The sequence below is a fragment of the Phreatobacter sp. genome (genome assembly GCF_022843985.1).
In the GTDB taxonomy this organism is placed as follows: domain Bacteria; phylum Pseudomonadota; class Alphaproteobacteria; order Rhizobiales; family Phreatobacteraceae; genus Phreatobacter.
In genome coordinates this window covers 49,028-68,057 of the sequence record NZ_JALHMP010000001.1, presented here as the reverse complement: position 1 = coordinate 68,057, position 19,030 = coordinate 49,028, and the positions used below count along the sequence as shown (strand labels likewise).

At 66.7% G+C, this 19,030-nt stretch carries 17 protein-coding genes; 9 read left to right on the top strand and 8 right to left on the bottom strand.

Annotated elements, in window-relative coordinates:
- Nucleotides 1-33 precede the first annotated feature (33 nt).
- Both phoU and phoB read left to right on the top strand, forming a co-directional pair.
- Nucleotides 34-741 (top strand): phosphate signaling complex protein PhoU, encoded by a 708-nt coding sequence (phoU, locus tag Q0C57_RS00340; protein WP_296570477.1) that lies wholly within the window; start codon nucleotides 34-36, stop codon nucleotides 739-741.
- A 31-nt stretch (nucleotides 742-772) separates the two neighbouring features.
- Nucleotides 773-1,477 carry a phosphate regulon transcriptional regulator PhoB gene (phoB, locus tag Q0C57_RS00335; RefSeq protein ID WP_296570473.1) on the top strand — a complete coding sequence of 235 codons (705 nt, stop codon included), beginning with the start codon at nucleotides 773-775 and terminating at the stop codon, nucleotides 1,475-1,477.
- Nucleotides 1,478-1,483: 6 nt separating this feature from the next.
- Here phoB and Q0C57_RS00330 read toward each other — a convergent pair whose 3' ends face one another.
- Entirely contained in the window at nucleotides 1,484-3,301 is a 1,818-nt protein-coding gene (locus Q0C57_RS00330; protein WP_296570469.1) for an ATP-binding cassette domain-containing protein, read from the bottom strand.
- Nucleotides 3,302-3,372: 71 nt separating this feature from the next.
- Here Q0C57_RS00330 and Q0C57_RS00325 point away from each other — a divergent pair, with 71 nt between their 5' ends.
- Nucleotides 3,373-3,966: an NAD(P)H-dependent oxidoreductase gene (locus Q0C57_RS00325; RefSeq protein ID WP_296570466.1), complete on the top strand. Its 594-nt coding sequence runs from the start codon at nucleotides 3,373-3,375 to the stop codon at nucleotides 3,964-3,966.
- 3 nt (nucleotides 3,967-3,969) lie between these two features.
- On the opposite strand, the gene Q0C57_RS00320 is transcribed toward Q0C57_RS00325, so the two are convergent.
- The 5 genes from Q0C57_RS00320 to lgt form a co-directional block, all read right to left on the bottom strand.
- Nucleotides 3,970-4,920 (bottom strand): ribose-phosphate pyrophosphokinase, encoded by a 951-nt coding sequence (locus Q0C57_RS00320; protein WP_296570464.1) that lies wholly within the window; start codon nucleotides 4,918-4,920, stop codon nucleotides 3,970-3,972.
- 157 nt (nucleotides 4,921-5,077) lie between these two features.
- Nucleotides 5,078-5,845, bottom strand: a complete 768-nt coding sequence (gene pgeF, locus Q0C57_RS00315) for a peptidoglycan editing factor PgeF (RefSeq protein ID WP_296570462.1) — start codon at nucleotides 5,843-5,845, stop codon at nucleotides 5,078-5,080.
- A gap of 46 nt (nucleotides 5,846-5,891) precedes the next feature.
- On the bottom strand, nucleotides 5,892-6,965 hold the full coding sequence (locus tag Q0C57_RS00310; RefSeq protein ID WP_296570460.1) for a siderophore-interacting protein: 1,074 nt from the start codon (nucleotides 6,963-6,965) through the stop codon (nucleotides 5,892-5,894).
- Nucleotides 6,966-7,090: 125 nt separating this feature from the next.
- Entirely contained in the window at nucleotides 7,091-8,173 is a 1,083-nt protein-coding gene (locus Q0C57_RS00305) for an SAM-dependent methyltransferase (RefSeq protein ID WP_296570457.1), read from the bottom strand.
- Entirely contained in the window at nucleotides 8,170-8,985 is an 816-nt protein-coding gene (gene lgt, locus Q0C57_RS00300; protein WP_296570454.1) for a prolipoprotein diacylglyceryl transferase, read from the bottom strand. Before lgt ends, Q0C57_RS00305 begins: the two co-directional genes overlap by 4 nt.
- 104 nt (nucleotides 8,986-9,089) lie before the next feature.
- Between lgt and Q0C57_RS00295 the strand changes: the two genes are divergently transcribed.
- Nucleotides 9,090-9,344, top strand: a complete 255-nt coding sequence (locus Q0C57_RS00295) for an accessory factor UbiK family protein (RefSeq protein WP_296570451.1) — start codon at nucleotides 9,090-9,092, stop codon at nucleotides 9,342-9,344.
- 108 nt (nucleotides 9,345-9,452) lie between these two features.
- On the opposite strand, the gene Q0C57_RS00290 is transcribed toward Q0C57_RS00295, so the two are convergent.
- Both Q0C57_RS00290 and trxB read right to left on the bottom strand, forming a co-directional pair.
- Nucleotides 9,453-10,343, bottom strand: coding sequence for a LysR family transcriptional regulator (locus tag Q0C57_RS00290; RefSeq protein ID WP_296570448.1), 891 nt, complete (start codon nucleotides 10,341-10,343; stop codon nucleotides 9,453-9,455).
- 33 nt (nucleotides 10,344-10,376) lie between these two features.
- On the bottom strand, nucleotides 10,377-11,339 hold the full coding sequence (trxB, locus tag Q0C57_RS00285; RefSeq protein WP_296570445.1) for a thioredoxin-disulfide reductase: 963 nt from the start codon (nucleotides 11,337-11,339) through the stop codon (nucleotides 10,377-10,379).
- Nucleotides 11,340-11,783: 444 nt separating this feature from the next.
- Here trxB and Q0C57_RS00280 point away from each other — a divergent pair, with 444 nt between their 5' ends.
- The 5 genes from Q0C57_RS00280 (at nucleotide 11,784) to carB (ending at nucleotide 18,992) form a co-directional block, all read left to right on the top strand.
- Complete coding sequence (locus tag Q0C57_RS00280; RefSeq protein WP_296570443.1) at nucleotides 11,784-12,263, top strand: Lrp/AsnC family transcriptional regulator; 480 nt, start codon at nucleotides 11,784-11,786, stop codon at nucleotides 12,261-12,263.
- A 31-nt stretch (nucleotides 12,264-12,294) separates the two neighbouring features.
- Nucleotides 12,295-13,194: an alpha/beta hydrolase gene (locus Q0C57_RS00275; protein ID WP_296570440.1), complete on the top strand. Its 900-nt coding sequence runs from the start codon at nucleotides 12,295-12,297 to the stop codon at nucleotides 13,192-13,194.
- 117 nt (nucleotides 13,195-13,311) lie between these two features.
- A complete protein-coding gene (locus tag Q0C57_RS00270) occupies nucleotides 13,312-14,511 on the top strand; it encodes an OpgC family protein (RefSeq protein ID WP_296570437.1) in 1,200 nt (399 codons plus the stop codon).
- Nucleotides 14,508-15,296, top strand: coding sequence for an SGNH/GDSL hydrolase family protein (locus tag Q0C57_RS00265; protein WP_296570436.1), 789 nt, complete (start codon nucleotides 14,508-14,510; stop codon nucleotides 15,294-15,296). The genes Q0C57_RS00270 and Q0C57_RS00265 overlap by 4 nt, the downstream gene beginning before the upstream one ends.
- A gap of 366 nt (nucleotides 15,297-15,662) precedes the next feature.
- Entirely contained in the window at nucleotides 15,663-18,992 is a 3,330-nt protein-coding gene (gene carB / locus Q0C57_RS00260; RefSeq protein WP_296570433.1) for a carbamoyl-phosphate synthase large subunit, read from the top strand.
- Nucleotides 18,993-19,030: the final 38 nt, after the last annotated feature.

Genomic DNA, 19,030 nt, shown 5'->3' with positions numbered 1-19,030 from the left:
AAGTCCCTCTTCGCCCTCTCGCAGGAGCCTGCCATGACCGAACATACCGTGAGCGCTTACGAGAACGAGCTCAAGGGCTTGGCGCAGCGCGTCGCCGAGATGGGCGGGCTGACCGAGAAGCAGATCGTCGGCTGCATCGACGCCCTCATCCGCAGCGATCTCGAACTCGCCAACCAGGTACGCGCGGTCGATCCGCAGATCGATGCCCTGCAGCGCGAGATCGAGGAACTCGGCATCCTCATCATCGCCAAGCGGCAGCCGATGGCCATCGACCTGCGCGAGATCGTCGGTGCCCTGCGCATCGCCTCCGACCTGGAGCGGATCGCCGACCTCGCCAAGAACATCGCCAAGCGCGTCACCGCCATGAGCGGGTCAGCGCCGCTGGCGAAGGTCACCGGTGGCTTCGACGCCATGGCCCGCCTCGCCCTCGAGCGCGTCAAGCAGGTTCTCGACGCCTATGCCCAGCGTGACGTTACGGCGGCGCTCGATGTCTGGAAGGCCGACGGCGACATCGACGCGCTCTACAACTCGCTGTTCCGCGAACTCCTCACCTACATGCTCGAAGATCCGCGCAATATCGGCTCCTGCACCCATCTCCTGTTCTGCGCGAAGAACCTCGAGAGGATCGGCGATCACGCCACCAATATCGCCGAGACGATCCACTACATGGTCAAGGGTGTCACCCTGGCCGACGAGCGTCCGAAGCTCGACACCACCACGATGGCAACGGTCGGCCTCTGACCGCATCACCAGGCACGACAGGGATTATTCCATGACCGCACGCATTCTGGTGGTCGAGGACGAGGAACCGATCACGGTCCTTCTGCGCTACAATCTCGAAGCGGAGGGCTATCAGGTCGAGGTCGTCGGCCGCGGCGACGAGGCCGAGGTCCGGCTCCGCGAGGCGGTTCCCGACCTCGTCCTGCTCGACTGGATGCTTCCTGGCCTGTCCGGAATCGAATTGTGCCGCCGTATCCGGTTGCGCCCCGAGACCGAGCGCCTGCCGGTCATCATGCTGACCGCCCGCGGCGAAGAGGGTGAGCGGGTGCGGGGGCTCGCCATCGGCGCCGATGACTATGTGGTGAAACCCTTCTCCGTGCCGGAACTGCTGGCACGGGTCCGGGCCCTGCTGCGCCGGGCCAAGCCCGAACACCTGTCGAGCCTGCTGAAGTCCGGCGATATCGAGCTCGACCGCGAGACCCGCCGCGTCCATCGCGCCGGCCGCGAGATCAATCTCGGTCCGACCGAGTTCCGCCTGCTCGAATTCCTGATGCAGTCGCCGGGCCGCGTCTACACCCGCGAACAGCTTTTGGACGGCGTCTGGGGCCGGGACGTCTATATCGACGAGCGCACCGTGGACGTTCATATCGGGCGCCTGCGCAAGGCGGTGAAGCGCGGTCGGGAGATCGATCCGATCCGCACGGTGCGTGGCTCCGGCTACTCGTTCAACGAGCGGTTCGGCGGTGCAGCAGCCTGATCGGCGTCATGCCTCGAGGCTTTCCTTCAGCATTTCGAGTTCCAGCCAGCGGTCTTCCGCGGCGGACAGGGCTCCCTGCGCTTTGGTCATGGCAGCACTCGCCTTGTCGAAGGCCGAGCGGTCGCGCGCATAGAGCACGGGATCGGCGAGGATCGCCTGCAGCTTTGCGATGTCGCGCTGCAGCGCCTCCATCCGGGCGGGCAGCGTGTCGAGGTCATGCTTGTCCTTGAACGACATTTTCCGTCGCGCGGGCTCGACCTGCGGTTCCGTCCTGGCAGCCGCCGGTGACGTTGCCTCGCCTTTTCCGGCCTTCTGGACGGTACGCGCGGCGATTCCGGTACCGCGCTGGTTGAGCATGTCGGAATAGCCGCCGGCATATTCCACCCAGCGCCCGTCGCCCTCGCTGACCAGAACCGAGGTGCAGACCCGGTCGAGGAAGTCGCGGTCATGCGAGACGAGGATGACCGTGCCGGGAAAGTCGGTGAGCATTTCCTGCAGCAGGTCTAGCGTCTCGAGGTCAAGATCGTTGGTCGGCTCGTCCAGCACCAGGACATTGGCGGGGGAGGCGAGGGCGCGCGCCAGCAGGAGACGGCCGCGCTCGCCGCCCGACAGCACGCCGACTGGCGTACCCTTCTGTTCAGGCGAGAAGAGGAAATCCTTCATGTAGCCGATGACATGGCGGTTCTCGCCGTTGATCGTCACATAGTCGCCGCGGCCGCGCGTCAGGGCCTCCGTCAGCGGCATCGCGGGATCGAGGTCCTCGCGCTTCTGATCGAGCGTCGCCATGGCGAGATTGGTGCCGAGCGTGATCGTGCCGGAATCAGGCGCCAGCGTTCCTGTCAGCAACTGAACCAGCGTCGTCTTGCCGGCGCCGTTCGGGCCGACGATGCCCAGCCGGTCGCCGCGCAGGATCCGGATCGTCAGATCGTCGACGATCGTCCGCTCGCCGTAATGTTTGGAGATGGCGCGGGCCTCGACGACGCGCTTGCCGGAGACTTCCGCCTCGCTCACCGTCATCGACACCGTGCCAACGGCCTTGCGGTGCTCGCGGAAATCCTTGCGCAGGGCCTGCAGATTGCCAAGGCGGCGCACATTGCGCTTACGCCGGGCCGAGACGCCGTAGCGCAGCCAATGTTCCTCGTGGGCGATCTGGCGGTCGAGCTTGTGCTGGTCCTTCTCCTCCTGCTCCAGCACCTCGTCGCGCCAGGCCTCGAAATGGCCGAAGCCCTTGTCAAGCCGCCGCGTCGTACCGCGGTCGAGCCAGATCGTGGCGCGCGACAGCGTCTCGAGGAAGCGGCGGTCATGGCTGATCATCACGATGGCGCAGGACAGTCGTTTCAGCGTCTTCTCCAGCCATTCGATGGCGGGCAGGTCGAGATGGTTGGTCGGCTCGTCGAGAATCAGGATGTCGGGTTCCGGGGCAATCGCATGGGCCAGCGCCGCGCGCTTGGCCTCGCCGCCGGACAGGGCCGTCGTGCCCTCGTCGCCGGTCAGGCCGAGATCCTCCAGCAGCATGCGCGCGCGATAGCGATCGTCGCTCGGCCCGAGCCCGCTCTCCACATAGGCGAGAGTCGTCGGAAAGGCCGAGAGATCAGGCTCCTGCAACAAATAGCGGATGGTGGCGCCCGGCTGGGCGAAACGGCTGCCGCCATCCGTCTCGATCAGGCCGGCGGCGATCTTGAGCAGCGTCGATTTGCCCGAGCCGTTGCGGCCGACCAGGGCGAGCCGGTCGCCGGCCTCGACGGAAAGGTTGGCCGCCGTCAGGAGCGGCGTGCCGCCAAAGGTGAGGGCGATGTCTTGGAGTTGCAGGAGTGGAGGAGCCATGGCCCGCCGTCTAGCATCCTTGGACGACCTGTGCACGCTGGCACCTGACGATTCTCCCGCCGGGGCCCCTCATGCGCATGCTGGTGATCTACTGTCATCCCTGTCCCGAGAGCTTGACCGCCGCCCTGCGTGACAGGGCGCTGGCGGCCCTCGCCGCCGCGGGTCACCAGACACGGCTGATCGATCTCTATGCCGAGGGATTCGATCCCGTCATGGGGAGCGACGAGCGGCGCGCCTATCACACTGCCGGCGCCAACGAGGTGCCCGTCGCCGCCCATCTCGAAGCCCTGCGCTGGGCCGAGGGCCTGCTCTTCGTCTATCCGACCTGGTGGTACGGACTTCCCGCGATGCTGAAGGGCTGGCTCGACCGTGTCTGGATCCCGCATGCCACTTTCACGATGCCGGAACCGGGCAAGCCCATCGGCCGGGTGCTGACCAACATCCGGTTCATCGGCGCGGTATCGACGCTCGGCTCGCCCTGGTGGTGGTGGCGCCTCGTCATGTCCGAGCCAGGCCGCCGCACGCTGCTGCGCGGCCTCAGGCCGCTGGTGAACCCGCGCTGCCGCACGCTCTGGCTGGCGCTGCACGGCATCGACGGGGCCACCGCCGATCAGCGGATGGCCTTTGTCGGGAAGGTGGAGAAACGCCTAGCGGCGCTGCGTTGAGCCTCAGTCGAACAGGCTCGACACGCTCTCCTCGCTCGCCGTGCGGGCGATGGCCTCGCCGATCAGGCTGGCAATGGAGAGGGTGCGGATGTTGCGGGCGACCCGGACCGCTTCCGTCGGCTGGATGGAATCGGTGATCACCAGTTCCTTCAGCTTGGAGGCGGTGATGCGGGCGACAGCCCCGCCCGACAGCACACCATGGGTGATGTAGGCCGAGACGTCCTTGGCGCCGCGCGCCAGCAGCGCCTCGGCGGCGTTCACCAGCGTGCCGCCGGAATCGACGATGTCGTCGACGAGGATGCAGCTCTTGCCCTCGACATCGCCGATGACATTCATCACCTCGCTCTCGCCTGGCCGCTCGCGGCGCTTGTCGACGATGGCGAGAAGGGCGTCGATGCGCTTGGCGAGCGCGCGCGCTCGGACGACACCGCCGACATCGGGCGAGACGACCATGACGTCCTGGATGCTGCGGGTCTCGCGGATGTCCTTGGCCAGCAGCGGTGCGGCGAAGAGATTGTCGGTCGGGATGTCGAAGAAGCCCTGGATCTGCCCGGCATGAAGGTCGAGGGTCATGACGCGGTCAGCGCCCGAGCGGGTGATCAGGTTGGCGACCAGCTTGGCGGAGATCGGCGTGCGCGAGCCGGACCGGCGGTCCTGGCGGGCATAGCCGAAATAGGGGATCACCGCTGTGATGCGCTTGGCCGAGGAGCGGCGCAGCGCGTCGCAGATGATCAGCAGCTCCATCAGGTGGTCATTGGTCGGATAGGACGTCGACTGGACGACATAGACGTCCTCGCCGCGCACGTTCTCCTGGATCTCGACGAAGATCTCCATATCGGCGAAGCGGCGGACCGAGGCCTTGGCCGGGGGCGTGTTGAGATAGGCCCCGATCGCATCGGCGAGCGGCCGGTTGGAATTGCCGGAAACGATCTTGATCCCGGGTTTTCGCGACATGAGGCAGCTCTCGGGGCGGCAATGAAGGCGCCCTCATAGCAACCGAACTACCGCGCCACAATGCCGCGCGCGCCTCCCGCACGAGGCCATCAACAGGCTGTGACACCGGGGTGACGCGAAAAAGGCCGCGTCGTGCCGCAATGCGATACGATCAGGGTCAGGAGACCAGCGCGATCCCGGCGATATGGCGGCCGTAATCCGGCTCCTTGCGATGCGTCGTCCGCCGGTAGGAATAGAACCGCGCCTCGTCGGCATAGGTGTCGAGGCCGAGATCGTCGATCCGGTCGATGCCGGCGGCCGACAGTCTGGCGGCGATGAACCCCGGCAGGTCGAACTGGGCATGGCCGGGCCTGCCGGGAGCGAAGAAACCCCCATAGGCCTCGTCCGCGGCGCGGAACTGGTCGACGAAGGCCTGGGACACCTCGTAGCTCGGCTGACGGATGAGCGGGCCGACGGCGACATGGATGCGGGCCCGGTCGGCGCCGAGCTTTTCCATGGCAGCGATCGTCGCCTCCAGCACCCCGCCGATGGCCCCCTTCCAGCCGGCATGGGCGGCCCCGACGACCCCGGCAACCGCATCGGCGAAGAGCACCGGTCCGCAATCGGCTGCGGCGACGCCGCAGGCGATGCCGGGCACCCGCGTCACCACCGCATCGGCCTTGGGCCGGTCGCCGCCGTCATGAGGCCGGTCTGCGACGATGACGTCGGGCGAATGGATCTGGAAGCAGGAGATCAGTGCATTGTCGGCGACGCCCAGCGCCGCGGCCATCCGGCGGCGGTTCTCGCGAACCCGATCCCCGTCGTCGCCCGAGCCAAGCCCTGCATTGAGCGAGGCGTAGAGCCCTTCCGACACGCCGCCCTCGCGGGTGAAGAAGGCATGGCGGATGCCGGGCAGGGCGGTCAGGGCGGGGGAGGTGACAAACATGGGCGAAGCGAAATCTGCTTCGCCCGCCGCTGTCAATCGGCAGGACTCAGCCGCCCTCGTCCAGGGTCAGCGCGTGCTTCCAGTAGCCGACTGCCAGGCACCTGGCCCGGTCGAGGCCCTTTTCCTCGCGCCAGTAGCTGCGAATGCGGCGCGCGATGGCCTCTTCGGCACCCAGCCAGCAGAAGACGTCGCCGTGCTCCGGCAAAGGCGCCGACATGACGGCGTCGGCCAGGAGGTCGTTGCGTCCCGGCTCCCGTCCGCGGCGGAACAGCCAGAGCAACGTGATGCCGGCGGGATGGGCAAGGCTCTGCACCTCGCGTTCGTCCTCCACCTCGATGAGCACCTGTCCGGCCGTATCCTCCGGCAGGCGGGCGAGGATTCGCGCCATGGCCGGAATGGCGGTCTCGTCGCCGGCGAGCAGCACATGGGCCGCCGGGCGGACCTCGCGGCCGCCGGGCCCCATCAGACCGATCACCGCCCCCGGTCGCGCCCCCGCCGCCCAGCCCGAGGCGATGCCCGGCGCCGCATGCAGCACGAAGTCGATGTCCAACTCTCCGGCCGACGCGTCGATGCGGCGGATCGTATAGACGCGCTGCACCGGCCGACGATCCTCGGGCGGCCAGACCGGACGGCCGTTCTTTCCCGGCTTCGGCCATTCCGGCGGATGCACGCCCTCGGGTGGAAAGAGCAGGCGGACGTGCAGGCTGTCCCCCTCGAAGCGCACAAGATCCTGACCGGTCAGGGTGATACGGCGCACATGCGGCGTCACATCGGCGACGCGCCGCACGGTCATCTCGCGCAAGCTGGGCAGGTCCGCGCTGTCGCAACCGTCGCCGCTCCAGACGACCTCGGGATGTTCCGCCGCGGCGACCTCCTCGATCTGCGCACTGAGCAGGAATTTCAGCACGGAAAGGCCCTGTTCGGTCCGTGATTCCAGGCGAACATGAAGCCGGTCGGGCGCAGCCTCCAGCGTCCCGGTGCCAAGGTCATCGACCAGGGCGACACGCCCGCGGCCCGCCTCGGCACGCGCGTCGAAATCCGACTGCGCCAGCCTGGCGCAGACCGCTGCGACATAGGAGAGGCCTGCTGTCGTGGGAATGGTGGCTTCAGCCTTCAACATCGTCATCATCCAACCTTTGGGCGCTATCAGGGCGGCTGGCTGGCGGAGCAGGATGCTGGCGGGCTGGCGCGGGCCTCGAAACGAGGCTGTTATCTTGTATAAAAGTTGAGCGGTACGGTCAACAATCAGGTGGCGGCCGGCAAGGCCCTCAACAGCCCGTCGGACGAGGCGACGGTCATGGCCTTGAACAGCGATCCCATACCGGCAGGGGCCGGGTCGATCAGTCGCTCCACGCCGGCGCGCAGCGTCTCGAATGCGTCCGGTTGGCATCGCGCCAGCCGCTCGGCCCTCTCACGCAGCCCGAGCCCGAAGAGCAGCGCGCGCTGGCTCACCGGCGCACCGGCGCACAGGCCTGCGGCGGAGAGGGCGTGGCCCAGGGCCGCAAAATCGACATGGGCTGTGATGTCGGCTTCGCCGGGCGCGGTAAGGGGATCGGTGAAGCGATGCGCCTGCATGGCCTGCAGCGTCTCGCCATGGGCGGAGGCAGCATGGCCGTAATCGATAAAGAGTCCGGCGAGCGGGGCATTCCGCGCGGCGAGGCCGGCGGCGAGAGGGCCGAAGGCAGGACAGATTTCCATCACCGCTCCCGGTGCGGCCTGCCGCAGCGCCGCAGGAACCAGGGACGGGGGTACGGGGTCGCCAGCAAGACCGAAGGCAAGCGCGCCGTCGACGAGCCCGACCACGCGCTCGCGCCATCCTGACGCCGTCATGATGAACTGCCGGATCGGCAAGGCGTCGAGGAACTCGTTGGCGATGAGAATGGCCGGTCCGTCAGGGACGGTCGACAGGTCGCGATGCCAGGTACAGGGAACGCTGGCGACCGCCAACCTGTCCTGCTGGCGCGCCGCGAGCCGGTCCGAGGTCTCGACCAGATGAACGGCCAGAGCCGCACGAAAGGCAGGCAGCGCCGCGGCAGCCCGCAGCAGGTCCGCCATCAGCGTGCCGCGCCCTGGCCCGAACTCGACAAGGGCGACGGCCTCCGGCCGACCCATGGCCTCCCACGCGCTGGCCGCCCAGACACCCATCAACTCGCCAAAGACCTGGGAAATCTCCGGCGCCGTGACGAAATCGCCCGCCGGGCCGAACGGGTCGCGCGTCATGTAATAGCCGTGGCGGGGGTGACCGAGCGCCAGCGCCATGAAACGGTCGACGGGCAGGGGGCCTTCGGTGGCGATCAGCGCCTTCAGTTCCGCCGCCAGCGGCGTCATGCCGGCTGGCGCCGTGATCGGAGCACCAGCCAGAGTCCGATGCCGATCAGCGGCACCGACAGCAATTGGCCCATGGTGGCACCGGCGAAGAGAAAGCCCAGTTGCGGGTCTGGCTGGCGGAACAGTTCGCCGAAAGAGCGCGCTAACCCGTAGCCGATACCGAAACAGCCGGCGAGCAGGCCCGGCCGCTTCAGGCCGCCGGAACGCGCGATGAGGAGAAGCACTGCGAACAGCAGCAGGCCCTCGGTCAGCGCCTGGTAGATCTGGCTGGGGTGGCGCGGTTCCGGCCCGGCGCCGGGAAAGATGATGCCCCAGGGCACGTCGGTGACGCGGCCCCAGAGTTCCGGCTTGATGAAATTGGCGAGTCGGCCGAGGGCGATGCCGATCGGCGCGACGATGGCGGCGAGGTCGATCAGCGGCAGGAGGGGCAGGGAATTGCGCCGCGCGAAAATGAGCAGGCCGACGACGGCTCCGACGATGCCGCCATGGAAGGCCATCCCACCCTCCCAGACCGCCAGGATCGCCGCCGGGTTGGCGAGGTAATAGTCCAGATTGTAGACGAAGACGAAGGCGAGGCGGCCACCAAGAATGCCAGCGAGTGCCGCCCAGACGATGGCGTCGTCGATGACGGCGGGGGCAAACGGCGCCCTGCCTGCGGGCCAAAGGCGATCTGTCGCGACGAGCTTCTTGGCCAGCCACCAGCCGAGCAGGAAACCGCCAATATAGGCCAGTGCGTACCAGCGGATCGCCAGCGGGCCGACGGCAATCAGAACCGGGTCAATGACAGGAAAGGGCAGGGCGAGGAGGGCCATGGCCGGGGTTTGCCCGCGCCGGCCGGGAAGGTCAAGCAGCCCCTGCCGGCTCTTGCGCTGGGACCGCGCCGACCCCATACCCTCCCCAGCAGCGGAGAGACCCCATGACCCAGACCAGCGACCGCATCGCCGACGAGTTCGCCAAGTTCATGACCGACGCCGCGGGCTTCGCCCAGGGCATGAAGCGCGAGGCCGACACGTTCGTGAAGACACAGGCCGAGCGCCTGCTGCGCGACATGGACCTGCCCAGCCGCGAGGAGTTCGAGGCTGTGCGCGACATGGCGGTCAAGGCCCGCGAGGAGAACGAGGCGCTGAAGGCCCGCATCGCGGCGCTGGAAGCTCGGCTGTCTGCTGGGTGACCCCAAGCGGGTTTCCCGGCATTCCGCAGTTGCGTCTGGCAGCCAGCCTCAAAGGACGCCGTTGGATCTTGCACAGCACCGGGTGCGGGGATCGGCTGCGCGAGCCCGTCAGCCCGGCCAGCGCTGCGCCTTGGCAACGAGGAAGTCGCGGAACACCTGCACGCGGGCGACCGACTTCAACTCCTCCGGATAGACGAACCAAGCGTCGAGAACCGGCATCTCCTCGTCGTCGAGGATCTGCACCAGGCCCGAGCCGTCGCGGATGAGATAATCCGGCAGGACGGCAACGCCGATGCCGTTCTCCACCGCCGCCACCAGCCCCGAGATATTGTTGATCGACATGGCGAAGGACCGGGGAACCATGCCGTTGCGGCCCGCCGTCGACAGCCATGTGACGTTCTGCATGTAGTTTGGCGCCCGCCCGCCAAAAGCGAGGATGCGATGGCCATCGAGTTCGGTGGCGTTCTTCGGCGACCCGTGGCGCTTGAGATAGTCGGACGAGGCGAAGGCGTGGAACTTGATCTGGAACAGCTTGCGCTGGATGAGGTCCGGCTGAACCGGCTGGCGGACGCGGATCCCGACATCGGCCTCGCGCATCGACAGGTCGAGTTCCTCGTCGGTGAGGATCATCTTGATCTGGATGTCGGGATAGAGGTCGAGGAACTCGCCGAGGCGCGGCGCCAGCCAGGCGGTGCCGAGGCCGACGGTCGTCGTCACCTTCAGCTCGCCGTTCGGCCGCTCCTTCGAATCCGTCAGTTTGATCTTGGCGCTCTCGAGCTTCATCAGCACGTCTTGCGCCGTGTGGTAGAGCAGTTCGCCCTGTTCGGTCAGCACCAGGCCGCGGGCGTGACGGTGGAACAGGGGCACCTTCAGGTCCTGCTCCAGCGACGACACCTGGCGGGAAACGGCTGACTGCGACAGTCCCAGCGTATCGGCCGCATGGGTGAAGCTGCCCGCTGCCGCAGCGGCGTGAAAAATCCTCAGCTTGTCCCAGTCCATCGAAGTCTCCCGGAGGCGGCTGCTGTGTCCGTCTTATTCTGCGGCTTGGCGGATGGTCGCGTGGTGCGCGAGATACCGTTCGGCTTCGAGGGCGGCCATGCATCCCATGCCGGCGGCGGTAACCGCCTGGCGGTAGGTGTCATCGGTGACGTCTCCGGCGGCGAAAACGCCGGCAACGTCGGTGGCGGTGGAATCGGGGGCGGTCCACAGATAGCCCGAGGGCTTCTTGCGCAGCTGGCCCTCGAACAGTTCGACGGCCGGGGCATGGCCGATGGCAATGAAGACGCCGTCGACCGGGCGCTCCTGCGTCTCGCCGGTCTTGACGTTACGAAGGCGTACGCGGGTGACGGCGGTCGGCTCGTCGCGGCCGATCACCTCGTCCAGCGCGCTGTCCCAAACCACGTCGATCTTCGGGTGGGCGAACAGGCGCTCCTGCAGGATCCTCTCGGCCTTGAAGGCGTCGCGGCGATGGACGACGGTCACCTTGGAGGCAAAATTGGTGAGGAAAAGGGCTTCCTCGACGGCGGTATTGCCGCCGCCGACGACCAGAACCTCCTTGTTCCGGTAGAAGAAGCCGTCACAGGTCGCGCAGGCAGATACGCCGAAGCCGCGGAACTTCTGCTCCGATGGCAGGTCCAGCCACTTGGCCTGGGCGCCGGTGCAGATGATCAGCGCTTCAGCCTCGTAGACATCGCCGGATTCGCAGGTGATGCGGAAGGGGCGCTGCTGAAGGTCCACGGCGGCGACATGATCGGAGACGATGCGGGTGCCGACATGGGCGGCCTGCTTCTCCATCTGCTCCATCAGCCAGGGGCCCTGGATGACGTCGGCGAAGCCCGGATAGTTCTCAACATCGGTGGTGATCGTCAGCTGGCCGCCGGGCTGCATGCCTTGGATCATCACCGGATTGAGCATGGCACGGGCCGCATAGATGGCGGCCGTATAGCCGGCCGGGCCGGAACCGATGATGACGACGCGCTCGCGATGGATGACCATGATGTCCGGCCGGGGAAGCTCGAAGATGGCGCCAAAAACGCCCAACAGGCCGACAATCTGGAACAGCTATGCGCTTGCCGCAAGGCTCATTCCACCGACTTCATCATCTTGTCAACGAAATGGATTGATGGGACCGCTCACAAATCTGAATGAGATGTATCGCAAAGCGATACTGACGGGGCGTCTTGCGATGCAGCCGTGGAGCCCTGGCTCGGTGGCGAGGACGGGATCGGCGCGTGGTAGTGCGAGGGAGCGGATGACCGGCGTCGCTCCGCGCGTCGGAACCCTCTTTGCCGTTGCCTGGCCGCTCTTGTCCATGCGCGGCATTGGCGCTGATCTCCGCCTCGCGCTCCCGGTGCAGCGGTGATCGCGCGAAATTTTGTTGCGCAACCAGGGGGTCTGGGCTATCCGGCTGAAATACCCGCCGCCGTGGAGACCTGCCCCGTGAAGGCCCGCCTGGACGCCATCGACTGGAAGATTCTGCGCGAACTCCAGTCCGACGGACGGATGACCAATGTGGAATTGGCGAGCCGGGTCGGAATCTCCGCGCCGCCCTGCCTCAGGCGCGTGCGCGCGCTGGAGGAGATGGGCGTCATCCGCGGCTATCGCGCTCTGCTGGCGAGCGACAAGCTCGGCTATGGCGTCACTGTCTTCGCCATGGTGCATCTGGCGAGCCAGGCCGAGGCCGACCTCAACGCCTTCGCCGAGCGGGTCCGCCATTGGCCGGTCATCCGCGAGTGCCACACGGTCTCGGGCGATTTCGACTTTGTCATGAAATGCGTGGCGCCGGACCTGGCGAGCTTCCAGCATTTCGTCTCCGAACTCACCGCGACGCCCAATGTGCGCAACGTGCGCACCGTCCTGACCCTCGGCCAGGTGAAGGACGAGGCGGCTGTGCCACTGGAGATCGCGCCTGCCGCCTGAGGGCCGGGGGGCGAACAGCACGGATGCCATGATGACGACGACCTTCGCCGACCCGGGTGACCGCCTGTCGATCGCCCTGCCGGACGGCGCCATGTCCGGCCTGCGCTGGGGGCCGGAGCGCATGCATCCCGATCTCGTCTTTCTTCATGCCAACGGCTTCAATGCCGCCACCTATGCCCCGCTGCTCGCGCCCCTGGGGGCCGGGCAGAGTATCGTCGCCCTCGACATGCGCGGACATGGATCGTCGACCCTGCCAGCCGAACCGGCGCGGATGACCAACTGGAACGCCTATGCCGATGATCTCGTCGCGGTGCTTGACCGCATCGTGCCAGTGGGGGCTCCTCCGCCCCTTCTCGCCGGCCATTCGATGGGAGCGGTGACGGCCCTGCTGGCGGCGGTGCGCCGGCCCGCCCGCGTGCGCGGGCTCGTTCTCCTCGACCCCGTCATGATGCATCCCTGGCTCTGGCTCTTCGCGCGCACGCCCTGGGGCGCGGCCCGCCTGCGCGTTTCCGATCTCGCTCTCGGTGCGGCCAAGCGCCGCGCCGTCTTTCCCTCCAGGGAGGAGGCGGTCGCCACCTACCGCACCCGCAAGACCTTCGCCTCGTGGCAGCCGGGTTTCCTCGAGGGCTATGTCGCCGGGGGCTTCGTCGATGAGTCCGAAGGCGTCCGCCTCGCCTGCGCCCCGGCCTGGGAGGCCGCCAATTTCGCCGCGCAGACCCAAAATCCCTGGGGGGCGCTGAAGCGGGTGCAGGTGCCGGTGAAAATTCTCGCCGGCAGCATGCGCTCCACCGTCTATGGCGGCGCAGCGCGTATCGCCCGGGTCGCTCCCCACATCCCCGTCGAGACGCTGCCGGACAGTTCGCACTTCTTCCCGATGGAGCGCCCCGACCGCGTCCGTGACGTGCTCCGTGAAGCGCTCGCGCAGTCGTGATTGGCCGTTTGTTTTCGTGATCGCGTCATCAAAACTTTAGCCACGTTTTTCGCTTAGGGGATGGTGCAGTGCAAAAGCGCAGTTGCGCACTGTTCTGTCCCTCAAGCTCTGGTCTCCATGTCCGCCCATTTGTCCTTTGGCTCCTGGTTCTGGCTCGGCGCGTCACCGCAAGCTCCGGTGCGTGTGGAGAGGGACGTCCGCGTCGACGTGTTCCGCGGCCTCGCTCTCCTGATCATCTTCATCGACCATGTCGCGGGCAACGTCCTGATCCGCGTCACCCCGACCTCTCTCGGCTTTTCCGACGCGGCGGAATATTTCGTGCTGCTCGCCGGCTTCTCGGCGGCGCTCGCCTACGGAACGGTGATGGACCGGCGGAGCCTGTTGACCGGCACCGCCCAGATCGTCGCCCGCATCTGGAAGCTTTATCTCGCCCATCTCGGTCTCTTCGTCTTCACTGCCGTCGCCGTGGCCTTCATGGCCGTGCGCTTCGGCAACCCGCTCTATTACGAGCATGTCGCGATCCTGCCGTTCTTCCAGGACCCGGCCACGACCTTGCTGCAGACCGTCGCCCTCGTTTTCCTGCCAAACTATCTCGACATTCTGCCGCTCTACATCGTGCTTCTGGCCATGCTGCCGCTGCTGTGGCTGCTGGCGCGCGTCGCGCCGGTCCTGGCGCTCGCCGCCTCGGCGGGGCTCTACGGCGCCGCCTGGATGCTCGGACTCGCCATCCCCAACATGTCGACCGCCGGTGTCTGGTTCTTCAATCCCTTCGCCTGGCAGCTGATCTTCACCGTCGGACTGGTCGCAGGCCATGCGGTTCTGCGCGGCGTGGCGCTGCCGCGCTCGCCTTTCCTGACCGCCGCTGCGATCGCCGTCGTCCTCTTCGGCCTCGTCAGCGCGGCGCCCTGGGCCATCATCGCCGGGATGGAAGGGCTGATCCTGCCTGACGATTGGCGCCTTGACCTCGACAAGACCAATCTTTCGCTGTGGCGCTTCGCCCATGCCCTGTCGCTGGCCTATCTGATCGCCGCCCATGTGCCGCGCACTGCCGCCTGGCTCGGCTCAGCCGTGGCGCGGCAGCTCGAACAGGCCGGCCGCCATTCGCTTCCGCTCTTCTGCTTCGGCATCATCCTGTCGCTGCTGGGAACCTTCGCCCTCACCGAGATCGGCCGTGGCCCCCTGATGCAGGTAGCCGTCAACGTTGTCGGCATTACCCTCTTGCTCGGTACGGCGACTGTGCTTGAATGGTATCGTGGTGCAACAGCGAAGGCGCCGGCCAAGGCTCTGCCAAGCGTCGGCGAGGTGAAGGCGGCGTGACACACACCCGGTCCATCCGGTTTTTCGGTGCGTGCCTGGCTCTGCTGGCTCTCGCGGGTCAGCCGGCCCTCGCTACCGATGGCCGCCTGCCGGTGGATGCGACCTGCAGCGTCCCGGAGCCGCTGCGCGGCTTTGCGGCCGATCTGCCCCTGGCCCGGGCGGCCATCGCCGATGGCCAGAAGCTGACAATCGTCGCCCTGGGCTCGTCCTCGACGCTGGGCGCGGGCGCCTCTTCGGAGGAGCGCTCCTATCCGACCGTGCTGCGCAAGGAATTGGCGCGTCTGCTGCCCGGGCACGAGATCGATGTCGTCAATGCCGGTGTCGGCGGCAATTCCGCCCACCAGATGTATCAGCGCATCGATGCCGACGTGCTCTCCGAGCAGCCGCGCCTCGTCATCTGGCAGACCGGTGTCTTCGATGCGATCAACGATATCGGCATCGAGAAGTTCAAGCGGATCCTGCGCAAGGGCATCGCCAGGATCCGTGACGGCGGTGCGGATGTCATGCTCGTGGATCAGGTGCCCCTGCCGCGTGCGGATCGCTTCCCGGCCTATGGCAGCTATGTCGCCGCCCTCCACGAGGTCGCCGCGGAAACCGAGACGCCGGTCTTTCGCCGCAGCGAGATGTTCGGCTTCCTGATGGAAACCGGCCGCCTGCGTCTTGACCAGATGCTGCCCAACGCCGGCGACCACCTGATCGATGGCAGCTATCACTGCCTCGGCGTCAATATCGGCCGCACCCTCGCCGAGAAACTGTCGCCGCGGGCGATCGCGACCCGTCCCTGACGGATCCTCAGCGCTGGCGAATGGGGCGGGCTCAGCGCCTCGACCAGGGATGACGGCTATCGACGGCGATTCGGCTGTGAAGGGGCAGGGCAGGACGTGGCCGCCTGCGGATCCCTCTCGTTATGCCGCTTCCCGTCGTTGCGGCGAATGCCGCGCTCTTTTCCCCTGTCATTGCCGCGCGGCCGTCGTGCCGGGCGCCATCGCGGCTTCCCATCGGTCGGAAAGACGTCTATAGGGCCGCCTAATCACGCGAACCGATGTTCAGGGGATGCGGTTGCGGGAGGCTGGCTCGATAGGGGTCCGGCCTCTTTTTTTGCGCCGCGCGGCCCCGAAGATCCAGACGAGCCTTCAAAGGGCCGGAGCCTCATGCCGAAACGCACCGACATCTCCTCCATCCTGATCATCGGCGCCGGCCCGATCGTCATCGGCCAGGCCTGCGAGTTCGACTATTCGGGCACCCAGGCTGTGAAGGCGCTGAAGGAGGAGGGCTACCGGATCGTCCTGGTTAACTCCAACCCGGCGACGATCATGACCGACCCGGACATGGCGGACGCGACCTATATCGAGCCGATCACGCCCGAGATTGTCGCCAAGATCATCGAGAAGGAGCGGAACGTCCTTCCCGGCGGCTTCGCCCTGCTGCCGACCATGGGCGGCCAGACGGCCTTGAACACGGCCCTCAAGCTCGAGGAGATGGGTGTTCTCGCCAAGTTCGACGTCGAGATGATCGGCGCCAAGGCTGACGCCATCGACAAGGCCGAGAACCGCGAGCGGTTCCGCCAGGCCATGGCGAAGATCGGCCTGCAGACGCCGAAGAGCCATGTCGTCCAGTCGCTCGGCGCGGCCATCGACGTTCTCGATGATATCGGCCTGCCCGCCATCATCCGCCCGTCCTTCACCATGGGCGGCACCGGCGGCGGCATAGCCTACAACAAGGCCGAGTTCATCGAGATCTGCGAGCGTGGCCTTGATGCGTCTCCGACCACCGAGGTTCTGGTGGAGGAGAGTGTCCTCGGCTGGAAGGAATTCGAAATGGAGGTCGTCCGCGATCACGCGGACAATGCCATCATCGTCTGTTCCATCGAGAATCTCGATCCGATGGGCGTTCACACCGGTGATTCCATCACGATCGCGCCGGCGCTGACGCTGACGGACAAGGAATACCAGATGATGCGGGACGCCTCGATCCGCGTCCTGCGCGAGATCGGGGTCGAAACCGGCGGCTCGAACGTGCAGTTCGCCGTCAATCCGGCCGACGGCCGCCTCGTCGTCATCGAGATGAACCCGCGCGTGTCGCGCTCCTCGGCGCTCGCCTCGAAAGCCACGGGTTTCCCCATCGCCAAGGTCGCGGCGAAGCTCGCCGTCGGCTACACGCTGGACGAGGTGAAGAACGACATCACCGGTGGCGCGACCCCGGCCTCCTTCGAGCCGACCATCGACTATATCGTCACCAAGGTGCCGCGGTTCGCCTTCGAGAAATTCCCCGGCGCCGACCCGGTCCTGACCACGTCGATGAAATCGGTCGGCGAGGTCATGGCGATCGGCCGCACCTTCCAGGAATCGCTGCAGAAGGCCATGCGCGGGCTGGAAACGGGCCTCACCGGGCTCGACGAGATCGAGATCGAGGGGCTTGGCAAGGGCGACGACAAGAACGCCATCCGCGCCGCGCTCGGCACCCCGACTCCAGACCGCCTGCTCAAGGTCGTGCAGGCCATGCGCCTCGGCATTTCCAACGAGGAGATCCATTCCTACTGCCGCATCGATCCCTGGTTCCTTGAGCAGATCCGCGGCATCGTCGATGTCGAGACCGAGGTCCGTGCCAAGGGCGTGCCGAAGACCGCGGGCGCGCTGCGCCGCCTCAAGGCCATGGGCTTCTCGGACGCGCGCCTCGCCGTGCTGACGCAGAAGACCGAGGCGGAGGTCGCCAAGGCCCGCCGCGCCCTCAACGTGCGCCCCGCCTACAAGCGCATCGACACCTGCGCAGCGGAATTCGCGTCCCCGACCGCCTACATGTACTCGACCTACGAGGCCCCCTTCGGCGGCGCTCTTGCCGATGAATCGCGTCCGACCGACCGCGAGAAGATCGTCATCCTCGGCGGCGGCCCGAACCGGATCGGCCAGGGCATCGAATTCGACTATTGCTGCTGTCATGCCTGTTTTGCGCTCTCGGACGCCGGGTTCGAGACGATCATGATCAACTGCAATCCGGAGACGGTCTCCACCGACTATGACACCTCCGACCGGCTCTATTTCGAGAGCCTGACGGCCGAGGACGTCATCGAGATCCTCGAGCGGGAGAAGCAGAACGGCAGGCTCAAGGGCGTCATCGTCCAGTTCGGCGGCCAGACGCCGCTGAAGCTCGCCCGCGCGCTGGAAGAGGCGGACATCCCGATCCTCGGCACCTCGCCGGATGCCATCGACCTTGCCGAGGACCGTGACCGCTTCAAGCGACTGCTCGACAAGCTCGGCCTCAAGCAGCCGAAGAACGGCATCGCCTATTCGGTCGAACAGGCTCGCCTGATCGCCGGCGAGCTCGGCTATCCGCTGGTCGTGCGGCCCTCCTACGTGCTCGGCGGCCGCGCCATGCAGATCATCCGCGAGGAGGGCCAGCTCGGCGACTATCTCCTCGGCACGCTTCCCGAACTGGTGCCGGCCGACGTCAAGGCCCGCTACCCCAACGACAAGACCGGCCAGATCAACACCGTCCTCGGCAAGAATCCGCTGCTCTTCGACCGCTACCTGTCCGACGCCATCGAGGTGGACGTCGACTGCCTCGCCGACGGCAAGACCAGCTATGTCGCGGGCATCATGGAGCATATCGAGGAAGCGGGGATCCATTCCGGCGACAGCGCCTGCTCGCTGCCGCCCTATTCTTTGCCCGAATCCATGCTCGCCGAGCTGGAGCGCCAGACCAAGGCGCTGGCCCTCGCTCTCGATGTCGGCGGCCTGATGAACGTCCAGTACGCCATCAAGGACGGCGACATCTACGTGCTTGAGGTCAATCCGCGCGCCTCCCGCACGGTGCCTTTCGTCGCCAAGGTGGTGGGCGAGCCGATCGCCAAGATCGCCTCGCGCATCATGGCGGGCGAAAGCCTGGCCTCCTTCGGTCTGAAGCCGAAGGTCCTCGACCATGTCGGCGTCAAGGAGGCCGTGTTCCCCTTCGCCCGGTTCCCCGGCGTCGATGTCCTGCTCGGGCCGGAAATGCGCTCGACCGGCGAGGTCATGGGCCTCGACAGGACCTTCGCCACCGCCTTCGCCAAGAGCCAGCTCGGGGCAGGGACCATCGTTCCGGTATCCGGCACGGTCTTCGTATCGGTGCGCGACGACGACAAGCCGCGCATCCTCGAAGCCATCCGCATGCTGCACACGCTCGGCTTCAAGATCATCGCCACCTCCGGCAACCAGCGCTATCTCGTCGAACAGGGAATTCCTTGCGGCAAGATCAACAAGGTTCTGGAAGGCCGGCCCCATATCGTTGATGCACTGAAGAATCGCGAGGTCCAGCTCGTCTTCAACACGACCGAAGGCGCCCAGGCCCTCTCCGACTCGCGGTCGCTCCGCCGAGCGGCCCTCTTGCAGAAGGTTCCCTATTACACCACTCTTGCAGGCGCTGTGGCGGCCGCACAGGGCATCAAGGCCTATCTTGAGGGGGACCTCGAGGTGCGCGCGCTGCAGAGCTATTTCGGCAAGGCCTGATCTGCGGCCGCTGCCGGGACACGCAAGGTTTCACCATG

What these genes read in the sequence shown, in the direction of transcription:
- phoU (WP_296570477.1), top strand. Translation starts at nt 34, where the DNA reads ATGACCGAACATACCGTGAGCGCTTACGAGAACGAGCTCAAGGGCTTG.
- phoB (WP_296570473.1), top strand. Translation starts at nt 773, where the DNA reads ATGACCGCACGCATTCTGGTGGTCGAGGACGAGGAACCGATCACGGTC.
- Q0C57_RS00330 (WP_296570469.1), bottom strand. Translation starts at nt 3,301, where the DNA reads ATGGCTCCTCCACTCCTGCAACTCCAAGACATCGCCCTCACCTTTGGC.
- Q0C57_RS00325 (WP_296570466.1), top strand. Translation starts at nt 3,373, where the DNA reads ATGCGCATGCTGGTGATCTACTGTCATCCCTGTCCCGAGAGCTTGACC.
- Q0C57_RS00320 (WP_296570464.1), bottom strand. Translation starts at nt 4,920, where the DNA reads ATGTCGCGAAAACCCGGGATCAAGATCGTTTCCGGCAATTCCAACCGG.
- pgeF (WP_296570462.1), bottom strand. Translation starts at nt 5,845, where the DNA reads ATGTTTGTCACCTCCCCCGCCCTGACCGCCCTGCCCGGCATCCGCCAT.
- Q0C57_RS00310 (WP_296570460.1), bottom strand. Translation starts at nt 6,965, where the DNA reads ATGTTGAAGGCTGAAGCCACCATTCCCACGACAGCAGGCCTCTCCTAT.
- Q0C57_RS00305 (WP_296570457.1), bottom strand. Translation starts at nt 8,173, where the DNA reads ATGACGCCGCTGGCGGCGGAACTGAAGGCGCTGATCGCCACCGAAGGC.
- lgt (WP_296570454.1), bottom strand. Translation starts at nt 8,985, where the DNA reads ATGGCCCTCCTCGCCCTGCCCTTTCCTGTCATTGACCCGGTTCTGATT.
- Q0C57_RS00295 (WP_296570451.1), top strand. Translation starts at nt 9,090, where the DNA reads ATGACCCAGACCAGCGACCGCATCGCCGACGAGTTCGCCAAGTTCATG.
- Q0C57_RS00290 (WP_296570448.1), bottom strand. Translation starts at nt 10,343, where the DNA reads ATGGACTGGGACAAGCTGAGGATTTTTCACGCCGCTGCGGCAGCGGGC.
- trxB (WP_296570445.1), bottom strand. Translation starts at nt 11,339, where the DNA reads ATGGTCATCCATCGCGAGCGCGTCGTCATCATCGGTTCCGGCCCGGCC.
- Q0C57_RS00275 (WP_296570440.1), top strand. Translation starts at nt 12,295, where the DNA reads ATGACGACGACCTTCGCCGACCCGGGTGACCGCCTGTCGATCGCCCTG.
- Q0C57_RS00270 (WP_296570437.1), top strand. Translation starts at nt 13,312, where the DNA reads ATGTCCGCCCATTTGTCCTTTGGCTCCTGGTTCTGGCTCGGCGCGTCA.
- carB (WP_296570433.1), top strand. Translation starts at nt 15,663, where the DNA reads ATGCCGAAACGCACCGACATCTCCTCCATCCTGATCATCGGCGCCGGC.